At 50.0% G+C, this 19,216-nt stretch carries 17 protein-coding genes; 6 read left to right on the top strand and 11 right to left on the bottom strand.

Translation table 11 applies throughout. From position 1 onward, the window contains the following. Positions 1–594 (bottom strand): hypothetical protein, encoded by a 594-nt coding sequence (locus tag K1Y77_RS09175; protein ID WP_264428099.1) that lies wholly within the window; start codon positions 592–594, stop codon positions 1–3. Positions 595–891: 297 nt separating this feature from the next. Here K1Y77_RS09175 and folE point away from each other — a divergent pair, with 297 nt between their 5' ends. Both folE and K1Y77_RS09165 read left to right on the top strand, forming a co-directional pair. Then, positions 892–1,443: a GTP cyclohydrolase I FolE gene (gene folE, locus K1Y77_RS09170; protein WP_030072751.1), complete on the top strand. Its 552-nt coding sequence runs from the start codon at positions 892–894 to the stop codon at positions 1,441–1,443. Between the two features lie 119 nt (positions 1,444–1,562). Next, on the top strand, positions 1,563–3,020 hold the full coding sequence (locus tag K1Y77_RS09165; RefSeq protein ID WP_030072754.1) for an NAD-dependent succinate-semialdehyde dehydrogenase: 1,458 nt from the start codon (positions 1,563–1,565) through the stop codon (positions 3,018–3,020). Positions 3,021–3,127: 107 nt separating this feature from the next. On the opposite strand, the gene purH is transcribed toward K1Y77_RS09165, so the two are convergent. From purH to ppa, 8 genes are all read right to left on the bottom strand, one after another. Further along, complete coding sequence (purH, locus tag K1Y77_RS09160) at positions 3,128–4,708, bottom strand: bifunctional phosphoribosylaminoimidazolecarboxamide formyltransferase/IMP cyclohydrolase (RefSeq protein ID WP_030072756.1); 1,581 nt, start codon at positions 4,706–4,708, stop codon at positions 3,128–3,130. Between the two features lie 60 nt (positions 4,709–4,768). Then, on the bottom strand, positions 4,769–5,092 hold the full coding sequence (gene fis, locus K1Y77_RS09155; protein ID WP_030072758.1) for a DNA-binding transcriptional regulator Fis: 324 nt from the start codon (positions 5,090–5,092) through the stop codon (positions 4,769–4,771). Further along, positions 5,089–6,129, bottom strand: coding sequence for a tRNA dihydrouridine synthase DusB (dusB, locus tag K1Y77_RS09150; protein WP_084180449.1), 1,041 nt, complete (start codon positions 6,127–6,129; stop codon positions 5,089–5,091). Before dusB ends, fis begins: the two co-directional genes overlap by 4 nt. 98 nt (positions 6,130–6,227) lie before the next feature. Further along, a complete protein-coding gene (gene prmA, locus K1Y77_RS09145; RefSeq protein ID WP_264018202.1) occupies positions 6,228–7,139 on the bottom strand; it encodes a 50S ribosomal protein L11 methyltransferase in 912 nt (303 codons plus the stop codon). A gap of 123 nt (positions 7,140–7,262) precedes the next feature. Further along, positions 7,263–8,603, bottom strand: coding sequence for an acetyl-CoA carboxylase biotin carboxylase subunit (accC, locus tag K1Y77_RS09140; protein WP_030072764.1), 1,341 nt, complete (start codon positions 8,601–8,603; stop codon positions 7,263–7,265). A 30-nt stretch (positions 8,604–8,633) separates the two neighbouring features. After that, a complete protein-coding gene (gene accB, locus K1Y77_RS09135; RefSeq protein WP_030072766.1) occupies positions 8,634–9,095 on the bottom strand; it encodes an acetyl-CoA carboxylase biotin carboxyl carrier protein in 462 nt (153 codons plus the stop codon). A gap of 296 nt (positions 9,096–9,391) precedes the next feature. Beyond that, positions 9,392–11,275 (bottom strand): protein-disulfide reductase DsbD, encoded by a 1,884-nt coding sequence (gene dsbD, locus K1Y77_RS09130; RefSeq protein WP_264428093.1) that lies wholly within the window; start codon positions 11,273–11,275, stop codon positions 9,392–9,394. A 233-nt stretch (positions 11,276–11,508) separates the two neighbouring features. Then, positions 11,509–12,039 (bottom strand): inorganic diphosphatase, encoded by a 531-nt coding sequence (gene ppa, locus K1Y77_RS09125; protein WP_009724723.1) that lies wholly within the window; start codon positions 12,037–12,039, stop codon positions 11,509–11,511. Between the two features lie 264 nt (positions 12,040–12,303). Here ppa and K1Y77_RS09120 point away from each other — a divergent pair, with 264 nt between their 5' ends. Continuing rightward, a complete protein-coding gene (locus K1Y77_RS09120; RefSeq protein WP_030072769.1) occupies positions 12,304–14,019 on the top strand; it encodes a bifunctional protein-serine/threonine kinase/phosphatase in 1,716 nt (571 codons plus the stop codon). Between the two features lie 88 nt (positions 14,020–14,107). Here K1Y77_RS09120 and K1Y77_RS09115 read toward each other — a convergent pair whose 3' ends face one another. Then, positions 14,108–15,367: a 6-phosphofructokinase gene (locus K1Y77_RS09115; protein WP_030072771.1), complete on the bottom strand. Its 1,260-nt coding sequence runs from the start codon at positions 15,365–15,367 to the stop codon at positions 14,108–14,110. A 205-nt stretch (positions 15,368–15,572) separates the two neighbouring features. Further along, on the bottom strand, positions 15,573–16,241 hold the full coding sequence (gene rnt / locus K1Y77_RS09110; RefSeq protein WP_030072773.1) for a ribonuclease T: 669 nt from the start codon (positions 16,239–16,241) through the stop codon (positions 15,573–15,575). Positions 16,242–16,450: 209 nt separating this feature from the next. Between rnt and K1Y77_RS09105 the strand changes: the two genes are divergently transcribed. The 3 genes from K1Y77_RS09105 to K1Y77_RS09095 are packed head-to-tail and all read left to right on the top strand — an operon-like array spanning position 16,451 to position 19,213. Beyond that, a complete protein-coding gene (locus tag K1Y77_RS09105) occupies positions 16,451–17,671 on the top strand; it encodes an argininosuccinate synthase (protein ID WP_030072775.1) in 1,221 nt (406 codons plus the stop codon). A gap of 53 nt (positions 17,672–17,724) precedes the next feature. Continuing rightward, on the top strand, positions 17,725–18,051 hold the full coding sequence (locus tag K1Y77_RS09100; protein ID WP_030072777.1) for an HlyU family transcriptional regulator: 327 nt from the start codon (positions 17,725–17,727) through the stop codon (positions 18,049–18,051). Positions 18,052–18,085: 34 nt separating this feature from the next. Then, positions 18,086–19,213 (top strand): DUF294 nucleotidyltransferase-like domain-containing protein, encoded by a 1,128-nt coding sequence (locus tag K1Y77_RS09095; protein ID WP_264428087.1) that lies wholly within the window; start codon positions 18,086–18,088, stop codon positions 19,211–19,213. Positions 19,214–19,216: the final 3 nt, after the last annotated feature.

The raw sequence follows: 19,216 nt of genomic DNA, 5'->3' as shown, positions 1-19,216 counted from the left end.
CTATTCAGGTTGGTTAACAGAGCGTGGGTTTTCAGCGCTCTCATCGGGGTCAGGCTGATCCGATGGGATGGGGTTGGCGACGCCCTCTCCATCCGCTTGTCGCCGAGCCGCGTTAATCTCTGCTGAAGGATTATCTTGCGCGTTTATGTCGATATCTTTGTCTAGCGTAACTACAAACGATTGACCTGGCGATAAGGTGCACGAAGCATCGTCGCAGGCAAGCCCATACTGACCATCTTGCGCATATGCACTTGCACTAAATGACCCTGTGAAAATAGCGCTTTCAGCGTCGTTTGTCTCAATACAGGTTGCGTCTTGTGTCGTGATACGAATTCGTCCACTGGAAAGCTGAGCATTGGCGACGAGCACACAATATTCAGGCAACTCATGGGAAGCACCCTCAGCTTGGGTAGGGTGAAGTAAGATCTCCTCATGGCGCGATTTGCTGTCGGTAAAAGTAAATTCTTCGGTGACTTCAACGCCGACACTCGCCCCACTGGGTAGGGTTAATGTTTGCTCGGCGGCCAGTGAAGGGGTGGCCAATGCAGTTCCGAGTAGGGCGGTTAAGAAAAATGATGCAGGTTTGAATGACATAAGAAACTCTCAGATGAGCACTACGAATTAAGCTGACTAGTTAGATGAATGATAGCACAGCTTAAATAGTCTCAAAGGGGGGAGCGCGGCACTCTGCCACAGCAGAGTTAGGTGCGTTAAAATAGTGATCTACCGTGTTTTTTATTGTGCAAAAGTTGTTTCAAGTATATTTTTTGTACATTATTGATGCACAGTTCAAGCTATTGAAAGTATCTATATTTTCGCTGGCGATAAAACGCTCTTGTATTTCATGCGTTTATCTAATTGCTGGTACGTACAGTTTTGATGAGGCTACAAATGACCGACGACATTGCTCAGCACTACCGCCATATTATTTCAGCAATTGGCGAAAACCCTGATCGCGAGGGGCTGCGCGACACGCCTAAAAGAGCTGCAAAAGCTATGCAGTTCTTGAATGCTGGTTATCAGCAATCGCTTGAAGAAATTGTCAATGGGGCGGTATTTGAGTCACAAACAGATGAAATGGTACTGGTAAAAGACATTGAGATGTACTCGATGTGTGAGCACCACCTGCTGCCATTTATTGGTAAATGTCATATTGCCTATCTTCCCAGCGGTAAAGTATTAGGTTTGTCAAAATTTGCCCGTATTGTTGATATGTACGCTAGGCGTATGCAAATTCAAGAAAATTTGACCCGTGAGATTGCTGAGGCAGTGCAGCAAGTGACCCAGTCAAGAGGTGTCGCAGTGGTGATTGAAGCACGCCATCTTTGCATGATGATGCGCGGTGTGGAAAAGCAAAATTCAAGTATGACGTCTTCTGTGATGTTGGGTGGTTTCCGCACTAACCAGGCGACAAGGCAGGAGTTTTTAACGCTTATCAGCTGAGGCGTTGGCAGAAAACCTTTGGCAGATTTCATCGCAAAGATTTGGTTAATTACGCGGTTTCGTCTTAGCATGAACAGGTCAATGAGCCCGTGAGGCCAAATTTTGGTCAGGAGTCTGTCATGGAAGCGCTGAAAGAAACACAGCTATATTGCCCGTTTGCCTATATTGATGGCAGTTGGGTTGCCGCCGACAGCGGCGAGCAAATTAATGTCTTAAACCCAGCTACGGGCGAGCCTGTTGGCGACATGCCCCGGCTGGGCAAGGCTGAAACTGAGCGTGCTATTGATGCAGCGGATGCTGCCTTACCCGCTTGGCGTGCTTTGACCGCTCAGGAACGAGCTGATCTGTTGCTGAAGTGGCATGATCTCATGCTGGAACATAAACATGATCTTGCTTTGCTTATGACCTATGAGCAAGGCAAGCCGGTAAAAGAGGCCGAAGGCGAAATTGTTTATGCCGCAAGCTTCTTGCGTTGGTTTGCAGAAGAGGCGCGTCGTGTCTACGGCGAGACGATTCCTGCCGCTAAAGCTAACCAGCGCATCGTGGTAACAAAGCAGCCAGTTGGGGTTGTGGGGGCTATTACTCCTTGGAATTTCCCAGCTGCCATGATTACCCGTAAAGCGGGTGCTGCGTTAGCAGCAGGTTGTACGATTGTTGTTAAGCCTGCTAGCCAAACGCCTTTTTCTGCCACTGCGCTTGCTATGTTGGCAGAAAGAGCAGGTATACCCCGTGGCGTATTCAATGTAGTCCCCGGCAGTGCGGCGGATATCGCTAAGGCGCTTACCCAATCTCCCAAAGTGCGCAAAATCACCTTTACAGGATCGACGGAAGTTGGGCGTAAGCTTATGGCCCAAGCGGCTGAGCATGTCCAAAAAATCTCTCTTGAGTTAGGGGGTAATGCGCCTTTCATCGTTTTTGAAGATGCAGACCTTGATGCCGCTGTTGAGGGTGCCATGGCGGCTAAGTTTCGTAATGCGGGCCAGACATGTGTCTGTACTAATCGGTTTTTGGTGCAGTCCAGTGTTATCAATGCTTTCTGTGAGAAGTTGGCAGTTGCTATGAATAGTGAGTTGTATGTGGGCAATGGCACCGAGCCCAACATCAACATTGGGCCGCTTATCGACAGTGACGCGGTCAAAAAGGTGAGTGAGCACGTGCAAGATGCAGTCGATAAAGGGGCTGAGCTGCTATTAGGTGGTCATCCGCACCCGTTGGGTGGAAACTTTTTTACGCCCACATTGATCAGTTTTGCAACGGATAAAATGAAAGTTGCTCAGGAAGAAACGTTTGGGCCATTAGCAGCGGTCTTTCCCTTCGATGATGAGGAAACGGCCATTGAGATGGCTAATGACACCGAGTATGGCTTAGCCTCTTATTTCTATTCGCGAGATCTGGGTCGCGTCTGGCGTGTTGCTGATGCACTTGAGTACGGCATGGTAGGAGTTAATACCGGTCTTATTTCTAATGCAGCTGCCCCCTTTGGTGGCGTAAAAGCATCTGGCCTTGGGCGAGAAGGTGGGCATCAAGGCTTGGAAGAGTACCTTGAGACAAAATATCTATGCATTGATCTCGGTTAAGCGCAGGCACAATTACTACTAATAAATAGCATTACTAATAAATAGCGCTATCAGCAAGCAGGCCCCCACCGGAAAACCAGTGGGGGCCTGCTTTTATGGCCAGATGATTAATGGCGGAAGTGGCGCATGCCCGTAAATACCATAGCAATGCCTGCTTCGTTAGCAGCATCAATCACTTCCTGGTCACGCATTGAACCGCCTGGCTGAATTACCGCGGTAATGCCTGCGGCTGCAGCGGCATCAATGCCATCACGGAAGGGGAAGAAGGCATCCGATGCCATTACTGAGCCAGGCACGGAAAGGCCCTCATCGGCTGCTTTAATACCTGCAATTTTGGCCGAGTAAACTCGACTCATTTGACCAGCGCCAACGCCAATGGTTTGCCCTTCTTTGGCATATACAATGGCGTTCGATTTAACAAATTTAGCGACTCTCCAAGCAAAGCCTAGATCACGCAGTTCTTGTTCTGACGGTGAGCGGTCGCTAACCACGGTCAGTTCTTCCCGCGTTACCATGCCCTGGTCACGCTCTTGTACTAACAGCCCACCGTTAACCCGTTTAAAGTCAAACGCTGGTTGTGCTTCGCCAGGCCAGTGGGCGCTGACATCAAGCAGGCGAACATTCTGTTTTTCTGCAATGATGGCAGCTGCCTCATCACTTACACCCGGGGCAATAATAACTTCTACAAACTGGCGGTCGATAATGGCACGGGCTGTTTCAGTATCCAGCGTTACGTTAAATGCAATAATGCCGCCAAAAGCACTCGTCGGATCGGTAGCAAAGGCTTTTTCATATGCCTCAAGCGCAGTAGTGCCAATGGCTACCCCGCAAGGATTGGCATGTTTCACGATCACACAAGCCGTTTCATCAAACGCTTTAACGCATTCAAATGCTGCGTCTGTATCAGCCACATTATTAAAAGAAAGTGGCTTGCCTTGTAGGGTTTTGGCTGTAGCAACACTTGGCTCGTTGGCCATTGGGTCTACGTAAAATGCTGCTTGCTGATGCGGGTTTTCACCGTATCGCATGTCCTGCTTTTTAGCTAATTGCAGGTTAAAGGTGCGGGCGAACGTTGAGTCTTCGCTGGTGACTTTGCGACCAAGATAATTGGCAATAGCACCATCATAACCAGCGGTGTGTTCAAACGCTTTTACTGCCAAATCAAAGCGGGTCGCAGCGCTTACTTGACCGTCTTGCGCTGCCAGCTCTCCTAACACTCGGGCATAGTCTTCAGCATTTACCACAATAGTGGTGTAGGCGTGATTTTTTGCGCATGCCCGCACCATGGTCGGTCCACCGATATCAATATTTTCAATGGCGTCTTCTAGGGTGCAGTCCGGGTTGGCAACGGTGGCGGCAAAGGGATAAAGATTAACCACCACCATGTCGATAGGGGTAATGTCGTTCTCGGCCATTACGGCATCATCCTGGCCGCGGCGCGCTAGAATACCGCCATGGATCTTCGGGTGCAGTGTTTTCACACGACCATCCATGATTTCGGGAAACCCGGTGTGCTCAGAAACTTCTTTAACAGGAATGGCATTTTCTTGAAGTAAACGGAAGGTGCCGCCAGTCGAGAGGAGTTCCACGCCGTGCTGGCTCAAACCGCGGGCGAATTCAACAATGCCAGTTTTATCGGATACGCTCAAAAGGGCGCGACGGACGGGGGTAGCAGTGCTATCAGCCATTAGAGTGCTCGTGTGCAGAGTCAAGGAGTTAACGTCGAAAATTACAAACAATAACGCCCCTTATGGGGCGTCACCTTCAATCAAGCCATATAGCTTAAGTTTTTTGCGCAATGTGCCACGATTTAAGCCTAATACATCCGCGGCACGGGTTTGGTTGCCCTCGGTGTGCTCCATTACACAGCTAAGTAACGGTGCTTCCACTTCGGCCATCACCATCGTGTAGAGATCGGTTGCCTGGCTGCCATCGAGATGCTCGAAGTAACGGCGTATTGCTGTCTCAACTGCTTCCCTTAATGGTTGCGGCGGGGCACTCGCGGCGGGGTCTGCGAGTGTCCCGGAAAGGCGGTGAGAGAGCTCGTTCGAAAGCAGGTCGCGTTCAGTCATGCAGCATGGCTTCCTTTGGCTAGCAGACGCCCTGCAGCGTCTTGCGTCATGGCATCATTAATCCAATCGAATTGTGATTCTGGTGTAGCAAGCGCATTAAATTGCTGCTTTAACAGATAATGTTGTTTTTCATTGAAGCGCGGATCTTCAGCTAAATACCACCCTAGATGTTTGCGTGCTATTCGCACCCCCATAGTCTCGCCATAAAAAGCGTGTAGAGCCCTTAAATGCGCTTCGAGAACCTGGCGCCGCTCACTAAGAGTAGGCGGTGCTAACAATTCCCCATGGGTAAGATAGTGTGTGATTTGCTGAAAGATCCACGGATTACCTTGCGCTCCACGACCAATCATTACTGCATCGGCGCCTGTATATGACAATACCTCTTTGGCTTTTTGTGGGCTGGTAATATCCCCATTAGCGACCACCGGGATTGTCAAACGCGATTTAATGTCGGCAATAGTGTCGTACTCAGCCCATCCAGTATAGCGCTGCTCTCGATGACGTCCATGTACTGCCAAGGCCTGAATGCCTGCTGATTCTGCAAGTTTAGCAATGCGTAAACCGTTGTTGGCGTCAGCAGACCAGCCAGTGCGAATTTTTAAAGTAACGGGTATATCAACGGCTTTTACAACAGCATCGAGAATCTCAGCGACTAGTGCTTCATCACGCATTAGGGCAGAGCCAGCGGCCTTATTGCAGACCTTTTTTGCCGGACAGCCCATGTTGATATCAATCACTTGAGCGCCAAGTTCTGCATTCAGGCGCGCAGCATTCGCCAGCATCTCAGCATCGCCCCCGGCAATTTGCACAACCCGTGGGTCGGGTTCACCTTCATGATCCATGCGCAGCTTGGATTTTCGGGTGTGCCAAAGAGAAGGATCGGCGGTGACCATTTCACCAACCACCCAGCCAGCCCCCAAACGTCGACAAAGTTGGCGAAATGGGCGGTCGGTAACGCCTGCCATCGGCGCCAAAATAACGTGGTTAGGTAACTGGTAAGGCCCAACCTTGGGTGGCTGAAAGTTTTGTGTGGTCATTATGCTGCGCTGTAGTACCGATAAACGTCGCCGAGTAGGCGTTTAGAGGGGGCGTATGATACGCCTACTCGGCGATGGGGTGAAGGCCGAAGGCTAGATTAAACGGGCCGGTAGCCTGATAGACGGACCCATCCTTCACGAATTGTGGGTTCTTCCATTATCAGACCCTGTAACTCGTAGGCCTGTAACACCTCATCTGCCTGGTTCGCTAAAATGCCAGATAGTGCTATCTGCCCGCCCGACGCTACATGACCTGCAATCATTGAGGCCAGTTCAACCAGTGGGCCTGCTAAAATATTGGCCGTGACGATCGGATATAGGCCGTTGGCTAACTGCTCAGGATAGTAGAGTGACAATTGCGCTTCGTTAATGTCATTCCGTGCGGCATTATCACGGCTTGCTTGTAGTGCCTGGGGGTCGATATCAGTACCATCCGCGCGAGTTGCCCCTAGCTTTAAAGCGGCAATAGCCAGGATGCCTGAGCCACACCCAACATCCAGAACGTGTTTATTTTCTAATCCACCGTTAACCGCCAAGCTATCTAGCCATTCCAAACAAAGCGCTGTCGTTGGGTGGGTGCCGGTGCCAAATGCTAGGCCAGGGTCGAGTATCAGATTAACGGCATTTGCCTCTGGTGGTTCGTGCCAGCTAGGCACAATCCATAGTCGTTGTCCCATCCGTAGCGGTGTAAAATCATCCATCCACTCCCTTTCCCAATCTCGATCAGCTAATAGTTCATACTCAATCACTGGGCAGGGTTCGTCGGGCATTCGCTCAGACCAGGCTGCTCGAATACGTTCAAGCATGGCGTCGATTCCATCTAAGTCGTCATAGAGCCCTGTCAGAATAGTGTCCTGCCAAAGCGGTGTAGTACCCCGCTCAGGTTCGAAAACAGGATCATCGTGGGCATCTTGAAGGCCAATGGCTGTCGCACCTTCCTCTAACAGTAAATCTTCTAGCAGTTCGGCTTGTTCTGGAGCAACATGGGCTTTGAGTTGGAGCCAGGGCATCAGCAATCTCCACGGCGTAAGTGCATTCACGCAAAGGTAAAACAATAACGGGGTGGCTATGGCCACCCCGTTGAGTATTATCAGCTATCTATTCAGCGCTTTTACAGCTATTAATTTCTGATATTAGCTACTGAGTTTCTTTTCAAGATAGTGGATATTGACACCGCCTTGGCGGAAATAACTGTCCCTCACCAAGTCTTTTTGCAGATCAATGTTGGTTTTGATCCCCTCGACTAGAAGCTCATCTAGGGCATTGCGCATGCGCGTCAGCGCAATTTCCCGGTCTGCCCCCCAGGTAATCAGCTTGCCGATAAGTGAGTCGTAATGTGGCGGTACGGTGTAGCCAGTGTATAGGTGAGAATCCATACGCACTCCAAGACCACCTGGTGCATGGAACAGTGTGACTTTGCCCGGAGAAGGCATGAACGTACGTGCGTCTTCTGCGTTGATCCTGCACTCAAAGGCATGGCCGCTAATTTTTACGTCTTCCTGACGAATAGATAGCGGTAAGCCGGAGGCGATGCGCAGCTGCTCTTTGACAATATCAACACCGGTTACCATCTCGGTAACCGGGTGTTCTACCTGTACACGTGTGTTCATCTCTATAAAGAAGAAGTCGCCGTCTTCATAAAGAAATTCAAAAGTGCCCGCGCCACGATAGTTAATTTCGAGACACGCTTGGCGACAGGCTTCTAATACCTTCGCACGCGCTTCTGGGTCAATACCAGGGGCAGGCGCTTCTTCCAATACCTTTTGGTGACGACGCTGCAACGAGCAGTCACGATCATAAAGATGGATAGCATTGCCTTGGCCATCAGCGAGTACCTGGACTTCTACATGGCGGGGTTTTTCAAGGAATTTTTCCATGTAAACCGTGCCGTCGCCAAACGCTGAATGCGCCTCTGTCCGAGTAACCGTAATGGCTGAAAGCAGATGACCTTCCGTGTGCACTACCCGCATGCCGCGGCCACCACCACCGGCAGCGGCTTTGATAATAACCGGATAACCAATGCGGCGTGCAGTGGCTAGGTTAGTGGCATCATCATCTCCTAACGGACCATCCGAACCAGGCACGGTAGGAACGCCAGCTATCTTCATTGCTTCAATGGCGCTAACTTTATCCCCCATTAAGCGAATGGTTTCCGCACGTGGGCCAATAAAGGTAAAGCCAGAGCGCTCCACCTGTTCTGCAAAATTAGCGTTTTCTGAAAGAAAACCATAGCCAGGATGAATAGCGCTAGAATCCGTCACTTCGGCAGCGCTGATTAAGGCCGGAATGTTTAAGTACGACTGAGCTGAGGAGGCCGGGCCAATACATACCGCCTCGTCGGCTAAGCGAACATGCATTAACTCACGGTCAGCTTTGGAGTGAACCGCAACGGTTTTAATCCCTAGCTCTTTGCAGGCCCGAAGAATGCGAAGGGCAATCTCGCCGCGGTTTGCGATAAGTACCTTGTCCAGCATGGGAGTATCCACCCGTGTTGATTTGAAAGATTAAGCGATGACGATCATAGGCTGATCGAACTCTACCGGCTCGCCGTCTTCCACTAGGATGGCCTCAACCACGCCGTCGCGATCGGCTTCAATTTGGTTCATCATTTTCATTGCTTCAACGATACATACCGTATCGCCTTGCTTAACTGTATCGCCCACTTCCACAAACGATTTCGCGCCCGGAGCTGGGCTACGGTAGAACGTACCTACCATCGGTGAGTTAACGGCTTCACCTTGGTAGCTTACACCTTGTGGCTCTGCGTTAGCTGCAGGAGCAGTCGCCGGAGCAGGTGCCTGTTGCATAGGAGGCATATTATACTGAGGCATGGCTTGTGGCTGCCATGTTGCACCATTAGGGTGGCGGCTGATCCGGACAGATTCTTCACCTTCCTGAATTTCAATCTCACTAATATTTGATTCTTCGAGAAGCTCAATCAATTTTTTGACTTTACGAATATCCATACCTGTCGCCCCAAATGTGATGAAAGTTAATCGCAATGCTGTAAGGCGTGTGTTGCCAACAAGCATTGGCCGCTGCTCTAGCGCAGTAAACCTTGATTGAAAATGCAGAGAACGCTGCACGATGTTGAACGTTACCCGGTGCTAAGTCCTAAAAAATGAGGATTTTAGCTAATATGGCTGCGAAGTTTGCCGAAAAAGTACGGGCATGTCTAGTCGCGGCTAATAGATGCTTGTTCATCGCTGTTTAAACAACCGTTTGACGAAGATCGCGACACAAGGCTGCTATAGGCATCTGGTCAGCCTTGTTGCCAGCGCCGTAACGTTTGCAGATGTTGAGTCAACCCGGCAGCTGTAATTTCACCTTGAATACGTGCATCACGGACTTCTTCACCTTGGCTAAAAAAAAGTAAGCTTGGAGGCCCAAATAAGTTGAACCGGTTGAGCAGTTCCCGACTTTGAGCATCTGTATTCGTAACATCGACCTCAATTAGGTGAAAATCGTTCAGTGCGGCGACTACATTTGGATCAGGAAAGACATCACGTTCCATTAACTTACAAGAGATGCACCAATCAGCCGTGAAGTTGACAAAGGCAGGTTGTTGGGCGTTCGCGGCTTCAGAGAGTGCCGTTTCAAGCGCACTCAGTTCATCAACTTTCTGAAAAGCGAGTGTGGCCTGCGACGCTCCACTGACCGTTGAGGAACTTGATACCGACAAGGGGCGCAGTGGGTTGCTGCCGCCCTGGGCAGCGCCAATGACAAGAGCAACGCCCCATGCCAGTAACATCAACCCTAACGTTTGTCGTGCTTTAGGCCAGCCTTGGGGTTGATTCATATTTAAAGCCCCCAGTACCAGCGCGCTGCCTATCGCCAGCCCAGCCCAGAGTAATAGTGCTAGCGATGGTGGAACTAGACGCTCAATCATCCAAATGGCAACGCCCAATAGCAGTAATCCGAAAGCAATTTTGACCCCGTTCATCCAAGCGCCGGAGCGGGGTAGCAACGTTGCCCCAAAGGTGCCAACCAATAGTAGTGGCACCCCCATGCCTAAACCTAACGCAAATAAAACTGCGCCCCCCATGGCGGCGTCTCCCGTTGAGGAAATAAATACCAAGGCACCTGCAAGCGGAGCTGTTACACAAGGGGAAACTACTAATACTGATAGTGCACCTGCGATGGCTAAGCCTGCAGGGCCACTTTGCTGGGCACGTGCTTGCCAGCCATCAACTTTAGACGCTAGGCGTGGTGAAACCCGTAAATCAAACGCCCCAAACATAGCTAAGGCAAATAAGCTGAAGAGAACAGCAAAGGTAATCAGCACCGGTGCTGATTGCAGATGAGCCTGAAGATTTAAGCCTGCGCCAAACAGACCCATTAAAACACCGACTAGCGCATAGGTTGACGCCATGCCCAAAACATAGCTAGCCGAGAGTACAAACGCACGAGGCTTGGTTGGTTTTTGCCCAACCACAATAGACGATAAAATGGGGATCATCGGTAGCACGCAGGGTGTAAACGTTAGCCCCAAACCAGCGATAAAAAATAACCCTAATGCGAGAGGTAGGCTGGTATCGCCAAGTAACGCGCTAAAGCGGCTGTCTTCGCTTTGCGGCGCTGAAAATTCAGGGCTGTCATTTACCCCGGTGGCTTGTTTAGATGGTTGCGAATTGTTGCTTTGTTGCTCCGTGGATAAAGCTTGGTCTTCAGCCGACCAGTCTGCAAAGGCGTTAGGGGGTGACGACTCTGATGCTTCAAGCAAAATGGTTTCTGGGGGATAACAAAGCCCTGCATCAGCGCAACCCTGGAACGTCAATTCAATATCAATTGGGCCACTGTAGGAGGGTGAAAATGGAGTTTCAAAGACTAGTTTGTCACGAAAAATATAGACATCACCCATAAATTCATCATTGGTAAACGTCCCTTCAGGAAGCCGGGGATTATTCAGCGTCACGGCTTCCGTTTTGCTGCTAACGCTAAATTGGTGGCGGTACAAATAATAGTCGTCAGCAATATCGATACCAATATAAACGGCGTTGCCATCATGCCAAGCAGCGGGCTGGAATGCTTCCAAAACCGGCAAAAATTCGCTTTGATTACTGGAAGAAGAAAACCATTGGGCATGGGCTAGCAGGGGGAGCCAGCAGAGTAAAAGTAACAGGCTTAAACGCTTAAAAGACAACACGAAGTATCCTTACGCAGACGTATCGGGGAAATGTTGAAACAGCATATCCTACCTGAAGATAGCAGCGTAGATGCTGCGGTGACGTGACGCGCTTGTTCATGCTGCGTTAATGTTAAAACGTAACTTTTAGAATTTTAACGGCTAATAATAGAAAAGGCTGCCCGTAGGCAGCCTTTGATAGTGACTGGGGATGATAGTGACTGGGGATTGGCTTCATGGCCTAACCCAGTCGGTTACGCTTTTTGGTAAGCTGCGACTGATTTTTCAATTGCTTTGCGTGCTGCTTCAACACCTTCCCAAGATTCTACTTTTACCCATTTGCCTTTTTCGAGATCTTTATAGTTCTCGAAAAAGTGAGCGATCTGCTGACGCAGCAGTTCAGGAAGGTCTGTCACTTCTTGAACGTCATCGTACAGAGTGCTCAATTTGGGGTGAGGGACACAGACCAATTTTGCGTCTTCGCCTGCTTCGTCGGTCATGTTCAAAATGCCAACAGGGCGAGCACGGATAATGCTACCAGGAGCTACCGGGTGCGGGGTGACAACCAGCGCGTCCAATGGGTCACCATCATCGGCCAGGGTGTGGGGGATGAAGCCGTAGTTAGCCGGATAGAACATGGGGGTCGCCATGAAGCGGTCAACTAGAAGAGCGCCCATGTCTTTGTCGATTTCATACTTAATCGGCGCGTGATTAGCGGGAATTTCGATCGCCACGTAAATGTCGTTGGGCAGATCCTTTCCAGCGGGGATGTTATCGAAGTTCATCGTCTATTCCTTGGCTTGGCTTATGTGCTTATGTAGTGCGATCACTAAGCAGTTGATGCATTGCATTAATGCGAAGAATTATACGAAGTTGGCTAGTGGATTACCAATGCGACATAGGTGTGTGCCACTAACAATGGTTGTTAATTTCAAAATACCCCTCGTTTTTCACCTTCGCGACGTTTGGCGGGCATCGTTTCTATTGTTCAGCGTGTATCATAACCGCTGTGTGGTTCCCATGAAGAGCCTAAAGCCTAGGAGGATGAGTTGGCGCACGCCCAGTTACTAATCAGCTATGGTCAAGCCTTTGTGGCCCCTAATCGGCGTTTGCACCGTAGTTCTATGTCGGTACGGCTGCCTGATGCGCCTCTATTGAAAGTAAAAGGGGGCTGTGCGGTTATTAGTGACTCGATTTCCCGTAACACCATGGCCAAGCAGGCGGGTGATTTAAGCGTACGGGGTTTTTTGGCTGATTATTACTCTACGCCTGATCACTGGGATACGAAAACGTCGGCTACCCGAGTGCTTAGGGCGCTTAACAGCTGGTGCTATAGCCAAAGCCAGCATGTTAAAGAAGGAAGTTTCGTTTCTTCGCTATCAGCAATGGTATTTCGTGAGCGTGAAGCGCATCTTTTTCATATGGGGGACACATTAGTATTCCGCTTGCGGGGGGCTGAATTTGAACAGCTTACCCGCGACCATATTACTGATGTTGGCGGCTATCGTTATCCATCTCGCGCTTTAGGAATGGATGGTAGTGTGGATATCGACTATACCCACCTACCACTTAAACAGGGCGATTTTTTCGTTTTCACTACCCAGGGTGTGCGTGGCACTTTGATGCCATCGGATTACGTGCGTCTTATTCGTCAAAATGCCAGTGATCTAGATACTGCTTGTGAATGTTTGGCAAGCGAAGCAAAGCAGCGCGCGCAAGACAGGGGATATGGTGGCGATCAGTTTTGCTTCCAACTGCTGCGTATTGATGAGCTACCGGAAGAGTCAGAAGACCACCCAGGGCTTATCTATGGTGATCTGCCTATACCCCCAGAGCTGTCACCAGGAGAGCGGTTTGATGGGCTTGAAATACTGGCCGTACTATCGCGAAACGCGCAATCTAGAGTTTATCGCGTCCGTGATGTCTATTCAGAACGTGAAATGGTGATGAAAGCTCCAAGCCCTGAGCTATCACTTCGTAATGCTTATCTAGAGCACTTTCTACTCCAGCAGTGGGTAGTCGAGCGGGTAAACTCACCCTTTGTCGTCAAGGTGATGGAGTCGTCGCGACCACGACGTTACTTGTATTACTTAATGCAGCACATTGAAGGTGAAACGTTAAGGCAGTGGGCAGAAAGGCATCCGCAAGCTAGCTTGGTTCAGCGTTTAGAGATTGCCAATCAACTAGGTAAAGCAGTTAAAGCATTACACAACAGGGATATTATTCATCAACAGATCACCCCTGATAACGTATTAATTGATACCCATGGCAAACTGGTATTAGCTGATTTCAGCGCCTGTCATATGCGCGAGGTAGATGGGCACCGTCACTCTGGCGAGTTACTTCGTCAAATTGGCTTTAATGAGCACACCGCTCCTGAATACGCACTGGGTGATAGCGTTGGGCGACGTAGTGACCAGTACTCACTGGCATCAACGGTCTACTGGTTATTGACGGGGGCGTTGCCCTATACGTTAACCCCTAATCGGCTGCGCAGCCACACCGACCTCGAAGAGCTCAGCTACCGCAGTGCCCGCACGACGAATCCAGAGATATCGCCTGAACTTGACGATGCACTGCGGCGCGCGTTGGATCCCCAGCGTGCGTTGCGCTATAGAAGATTGTCTGAATTTCTACACGCATTAAAAGTGCCCCTAGGACGAGCGCCTAGCCGCGAGGAGCCGCGCCAAGAATCAAGGCGTTTTTGGCAGGGCGTGGCAGGTATTCTACTTCTGCTTCTGGTGCTTTCCTGGCTACTGCGGTAAATAAAGGTTGTTCAATTACTAAACGACAGCCATTAAAAACGCGGCGATGAATAATTTCATCGCCGCGTTTTTGCAGCACGCTAAACGCCTATAGCGTGAAGGTAGGCAGCTTTCGTTCCACTTTTGCAAGCTTCAGTTTAGCTACTTTGGGTAGGCCATTTTCGAACGGTGGGAAATCTTCACCCTGAATAAGCGGAGAGAGGTAGTCTCGGCAGGCGGGTGTGATTGCAAAGCCGTTTTCGCTGATAAAATCCCGCGGCATGAACTTTTCTTGGTTAGCCACTTGTGACAGCGGGGCCGAGATCACGTCCCACTGATAGGGAGACTGTGAAATACGGCGTATGGCGGGCATCATGGCATTTTTGCCAGCAAGCGCTAAGGTGACTGCCTCGCGGCCTACGGCATAGGCTTGCTCAACGTCGGTTTTAGACGCTAGGTGCCGCGCCGCACGCTGCAAATAATCGGCCACTGCCCAGTGGTACTTATAACCAAGGTCTTGCTTCACCATGCCCGCAAGCGTTGGTGCCACGCCACCTAGTTGGCGGTGGCCAAAGGCATCGGTATTGCCCGCATCAGCAAGGAAGGTGCCATCTTCATAGCGCGCACCTTCAGAAACAACGATGACACAATAACCATACTTCTGGACGCACTCTTCAACGCGGGCCATGACCGCTTTCCGATCAAAAGAAACCTCAGGGAAGATAATCAAGTGTGGTGGCTCGCCTTCACTTTCTCCCGCTAAACCGCCCGCCGCTGCAATCCAGCCAGCATGACGACCCATCACTTCAAGGACGAATACCTTAGTAGATGTGGCACACATGGACGCAATATCTAGCGAAGCTTCAAGTGTAGAGGTAGCAATATATTTGGCAACGCTACCAAACCCGGGGCTGTTATCGGTAATAGGCAGGTCATTATCAACAGTTTTCGGTACATGGATTGCTGTTAACGGGTAGCCTAGCTTTTCTGAAAGTTGGGACACTTTAAGGCAGGTGTCTGCGCTATCGCCGCCGCCATTATAAAAGAAGTAACGAATATCGTGGGCTTTAAAGACCTCGATCAAGCGCTCATATTGGGCACGGTGAGTATCAATATCTTTCAACTTATAACGGCAGGAGCCAAACGCACCGCCAGGTGTATGGCGCAAGGCAGCGATGGATTCATCGCTCTCTTGGGTCACATCGATGAGATCTTCTGTCAAGGCACCGATAATGCCGTTATGACCGGCATAGACCTTGCCAATCTGGTCGGGCGCTTGCCTGCAAGCTTCGATAACGCCGCAGGCGCTGGCATTGATGACGGCGGTAACGCCACCGGACTGGGCGTAAAAGGCATTATGCTGGGCCATGGAAACGTCTCATCTCCTGAAAACGGGTAGTTAAAACAGTATTCAAGCAAAGGAAAATGACTTTCCTTTGCTTGTAGTGATCGTGGTGCGTGTTGAAACGCGTGTCTTTCAGACACGCGTTTACAAATTAACTGCGTACACCGCATAACATGTAGCTGCCGCGAAGTTTAGCGCAAAGCCACTGCAGGTGCATCTTGGTAGCATGCTACTCGGTATCGTCCAGCTCTTGCTCCTGCTGGGCTAATCGCCACCCGCCTAAGTCTTTATAGCGGTTAACCATGGCACAAAAGAGTTCAGCTGTGCGTTCGGTATCATAGCGGGCGGAGTGGGCAGATTTGTTATCAAATTCAATACCTGCTGCACGGCACGCACGAGCAAGTACGGTTTGACCGTATACAAAGCCCGCCAAGGTTGCAGTATCAAAGCTGGAAAAAGGGTGGAATGGGTTGCGTTTTACGTTACAGCGATTCGCTGCCGCGTTGAGAAAACCCTGATCAAAGGCGGCATTATGACCAACAAGTATTGCCCGTGAGCAGCCGTGTGCTTTGATTGATTTTCTGATAGGGCGAAAAATTTCACCTAGCGCTTCAGATTCACTTAGCGCCACTTGACGACGCAGTGGATCGTCAAGATTAATGCCTGTGAAATCGAGGGCAGACTGTTCAACGTTTGCGCCTTCAAACGGGTGAATATGGTACGCATAAGTGGCGTCAGGTAATAAATTACCGTCAGGATCCATAGTGAGCGTCACCGCGGCAATTTCAAGTACTGCGTCACTTTGGGCGTTAAACCCTCCCGTTTCTAAATCGATGACAACCGGCAGATAACTGCGAAAACGTTGTGCCATCAATTCGCGGGCAAATGCCTCGCTCATGCAGCTCTCCTTAGTAAAGCGAGTAATTAGTCAGAATAAGCGGTTTAAGCAACCCCTTTGCTGGGTATGATTCTAGCAGCTTTACCCCTAAGGCGTCGTTGACGGTATTCGCTGAGCATCGAGAGCGCTATACTCGTAGTTTATGTTATTGCACTGCGCCCAGCGCGGTGTTGTTTGGTGAACTACTTTTCATAAACAAGGAGCAAAGAATGTCCGATGTCAAAAAGGTTGTGCTGGCGTATTCAGGCGGCCTGGACACATCCGTTATCGTTAAGTGGTTGCAAGAGACCTACAACTGCGAGGTAGTGACCTTTACAGCCGACATCGGTCAAGGTGAAGAAGTCGAGCCCGCACGCGCCAAGGCTCAAGCACTGGGTGTTAAAGAGATCTATATTGAAGACCTTCGCGAAGAGTTTGTTCGTGACTATGTTTTCCCCATGTTTCGGGCGAACACCATTTATGAAGGCGAGTACTTACTAGGTACGTCTATTGCGCGCCCTTTAATTGCCAAGCGCTTGATTGAAATTGCTAATGAGACGGGCGCTGATGCCATTTCTCACGGTGCAACGGGCAAAGGTAATGATCAGGTTCGTTTTGAATTGGGTGGCTACGCGCTCAAACCTGGCGTAAAGGTTATTGCTCCTTGGCGTTTGTGGGATTTGACTTCTCGTGAGAAGTTGATGGCCTACTGTGAAGAGCACAAAATTCCTGTTGATTTTTCTAATAAAAAGAAAAAATCTCCGTACTCTATGGATGCCAACCTGCTGCATATTTCTTATGAAGGCGGCATTTTGGAAGATCCATGGGCCGAAGCAGAAGAAGATATGTGGCGTTGGAGCGTTTCTCCTGAAGCCGCACCTGAGCAGCCGACTTACGTAGAGCTGACGTTTGAGAATGGCGATATTGTGGCCATCGACGGCGAAGCGCTCAAGCCTCATGAAGTGCTGGAAAAGCTCAACAAGCTGGGTGGCGATAACGGTATTGGCCGTCTAGATATCGTTGAAAACCGCTATGTCGGTATGAAGTCACGTGGTTGTTACGAAACGCCTGGTGGCACAATAATGCTTCGCGCTCACCGCGCCATTGAGTCGCTGACCCTTGACCGTGAAGAAGCGCACCTGAAAGATCAGCTAATGCCCAAGTATGCAGAAGTGATCTATAACGGTTATTGGTGGAGCCCCGAGCGTCGTATGCTGCAAGCGGCGATCGATGAAACACAGAAAAACGTCGCGGGCGTTGTGCGCATGAAGCTCTATAAAGGCAATGCAACGGTTGTGGGACGCAAGTCTGAACAGTCGTTGTTTGATGAGTCGATTGCAACGTTTGAAGATGATGCAGGTGCCTACGATCAAAAAGACGCAGAAGGCTTTATCAAGCTGAACGCATTGCGTCTGCGGATTGCTGCCGGTAAAGGTCGTCAACAGAGCTAAGCATGTTAAGCGGTCAGGTCTATCCTGGCCGCTTTTACGTTGAGGGAGAGCGAATGTTTAAAAAACTATTTTCTGGCCTGTTGGGTGGCGCCGATAAGGATGTCACGGAAGGAAACACCAAAGCAGCTGAGCCGGTTGAATATAAAGATTATTTAATTGTGTCTCAGCCTGATAATCAGAGTGGACAATTTCGGGTGAGTGGCTGGATTCGTAAGATAGATAGCGAGGGGGTAACCCATGAACATCGCTTCGAACGTTCTGATATGCTGCCGGGTCGAGACGCTTGCGATGCGATGATGATTGCTAAGGCGCAGCGCTTTATTGACGAGGTGGGTGAGGAGATGTTTGCACCGGATCCTCGTAACGCTAGCGAAGCCTAGCCAGTCTGCTTTACGTTTCGTTAAGGAGTAGCGTATGCGCATCGTATACCGGGCTTCACCTTGGCGCTCCTTAGTTAGTGATGATGGCTTATTGGATACATCGGCGCTAACTGCTTCACTTCGCGATTTTCGCGCGAATGCCACTATCTTCAGTCCATCCTTATCTGACGCCTATGCCGCACAGCTCTCTTTTGTTGAGACGCTAGTGCGTTATGACTTGCCTGCTTGGCGTATTAGCGAACTCATTAGTGACCACATCGCTTGGCTTTATCGCCAATCGATTGCAATGGCACTGGATGAGATGCAGGCGCAAGGATGGGGGAAGCCGCCAGTAGATTTTTGTGTGCTCACGCTTGGTTCGGCGGCTCGCTTTGAAAGCTTATTGGGTCCTGATCAAGACAATGCGCTGATTATTGACGACTACCCTGACGCTCGACATGTTGAAGTTGATGGTTATTTTCAGGCGCTAGGTGAACGTTTTACACAGCATCTTGATGCAGCAGGCATTCCCCTTTGCCGTGGTCATGTCATGGCGCGTTGGCCAATGTGGCGCAAGCGCTTGAGCGAATGGCAGCAACAATTTGAAATTTGGAGTGCTGACCGACAGGTTAAGCGAGTGCAGCAAACCAATATATGGCTCGATTTTTATCCTGTGGCAGGGAATGCTGAGCTTGCTGAAGCGTTAGGCCAGCAGGTGCGTTCAACTCTCTCAAGCGCCCCCTTGTTTATGAATGAAATGGTGGCATTGCTAGATGAGTTGCCGGTAGCGCTTGATCGGTTTGGACGCATTGCCTCACATCCTGGATTAGCTGCTCCTTATGACCAAGCAATCGATCTTAAGCACCAAGGATTGATGCCCTTAATTAGCGCTGCCCGTTTACTCTGTGTTCGCTACCAGCGAAGTGAGATAGGCACACGTGAACGGCTAACGGCACTCGCCCATTTCACTCGTGCATTGACGAAGGAGCAATCTGCCTTACTGTTAGCTGCTTTTAATCGGATGCAGCACTTGCTTCTAGAGCAACAACGCCATAATAAGTCGCACGGGCAGACAGCCGACGGCTGGGTGGATCTGCGTCGTCTTCGTGATGATGAACGACTACTACTGAAGTTTGATTTGCAGCAGATCAAGGCGTTTGTTAATCAGGTAAAGCGTTTATAGCGA

This window comes from Halomonas qaidamensis, assembly GCF_025917315.1.
GTDB classification, from domain to species: Bacteria; Pseudomonadota; Gammaproteobacteria; order Pseudomonadales; family Halomonadaceae; genus Vreelandella; species Vreelandella qaidamensis.
This window is presented reverse-complemented; position numbering and strand designations above follow the sequence as displayed.

Excerpts from the sequence above, each read along its gene's own strand:
- K1Y77_RS09175 (WP_264428099.1), bottom strand. The coding sequence starts at position 594 with ATGTCATTCAAACCTGCATCATTTTTCTTAACCGCCCTACTCGGAACT.
- prmA (WP_264018202.1), bottom strand. The coding sequence starts at position 7,139 with ATGCCCTGGCTCCAACTCAAAGCCCATGTTGCTCCAGAACAAGCCGAA.
- fis (WP_030072758.1), bottom strand. The coding sequence starts at position 5,092 with ATGACTGAACGCGACCTGCTTTCGAACGAGCTCTCTCACCGCCTTTCC.
- K1Y77_RS09095 (WP_264428087.1), top strand. The coding sequence starts at position 18,086 with ATGCGCATCGTATACCGGGCTTCACCTTGGCGCTCCTTAGTTAGTGAT.
- K1Y77_RS09100 (WP_030072777.1), top strand. The coding sequence starts at position 17,725 with ATGTTTAAAAAACTATTTTCTGGCCTGTTGGGTGGCGCCGATAAGGAT.
- purH (WP_030072756.1), bottom strand. The coding sequence starts at position 4,708 with ATGGCTGATAGCACTGCTACCCCCGTCCGTCGCGCCCTTTTGAGCGTA.
- K1Y77_RS09115 (WP_030072771.1), bottom strand. The coding sequence starts at position 15,367 with ATGGCCCAGCATAATGCCTTTTACGCCCAGTCCGGTGGCGTTACCGCC.
- accC (WP_030072764.1), bottom strand. The coding sequence starts at position 8,603 with ATGCTGGACAAGGTACTTATCGCAAACCGCGGCGAGATTGCCCTTCGC.
- ppa (WP_009724723.1), bottom strand. The coding sequence starts at position 12,039 with ATGAACTTCGATAACATCCCCGCTGGAAAGGATCTGCCCAACGACATT.
- folE (WP_030072751.1), top strand. The coding sequence starts at position 892 with ATGACCGACGACATTGCTCAGCACTACCGCCATATTATTTCAGCAATT.
- dusB (WP_084180449.1), bottom strand. The coding sequence starts at position 6,129 with ATGACCACACAAAACTTTCAGCCACCCAAGGTTGGGCCTTACCAGTTA.
- K1Y77_RS09105 (WP_030072775.1), top strand. The coding sequence starts at position 16,451 with ATGTCCGATGTCAAAAAGGTTGTGCTGGCGTATTCAGGCGGCCTGGAC.
- rnt (WP_030072773.1), bottom strand. The coding sequence starts at position 16,241 with ATGAGCGAGGCATTTGCCCGCGAATTGATGGCACAACGTTTTCGCAGT.
- K1Y77_RS09165 (WP_030072754.1), top strand. The coding sequence starts at position 1,563 with ATGGAAGCGCTGAAAGAAACACAGCTATATTGCCCGTTTGCCTATATT.
- accB (WP_030072766.1), bottom strand. The coding sequence starts at position 9,095 with ATGGATATTCGTAAAGTCAAAAAATTGATTGAGCTTCTCGAAGAATCA.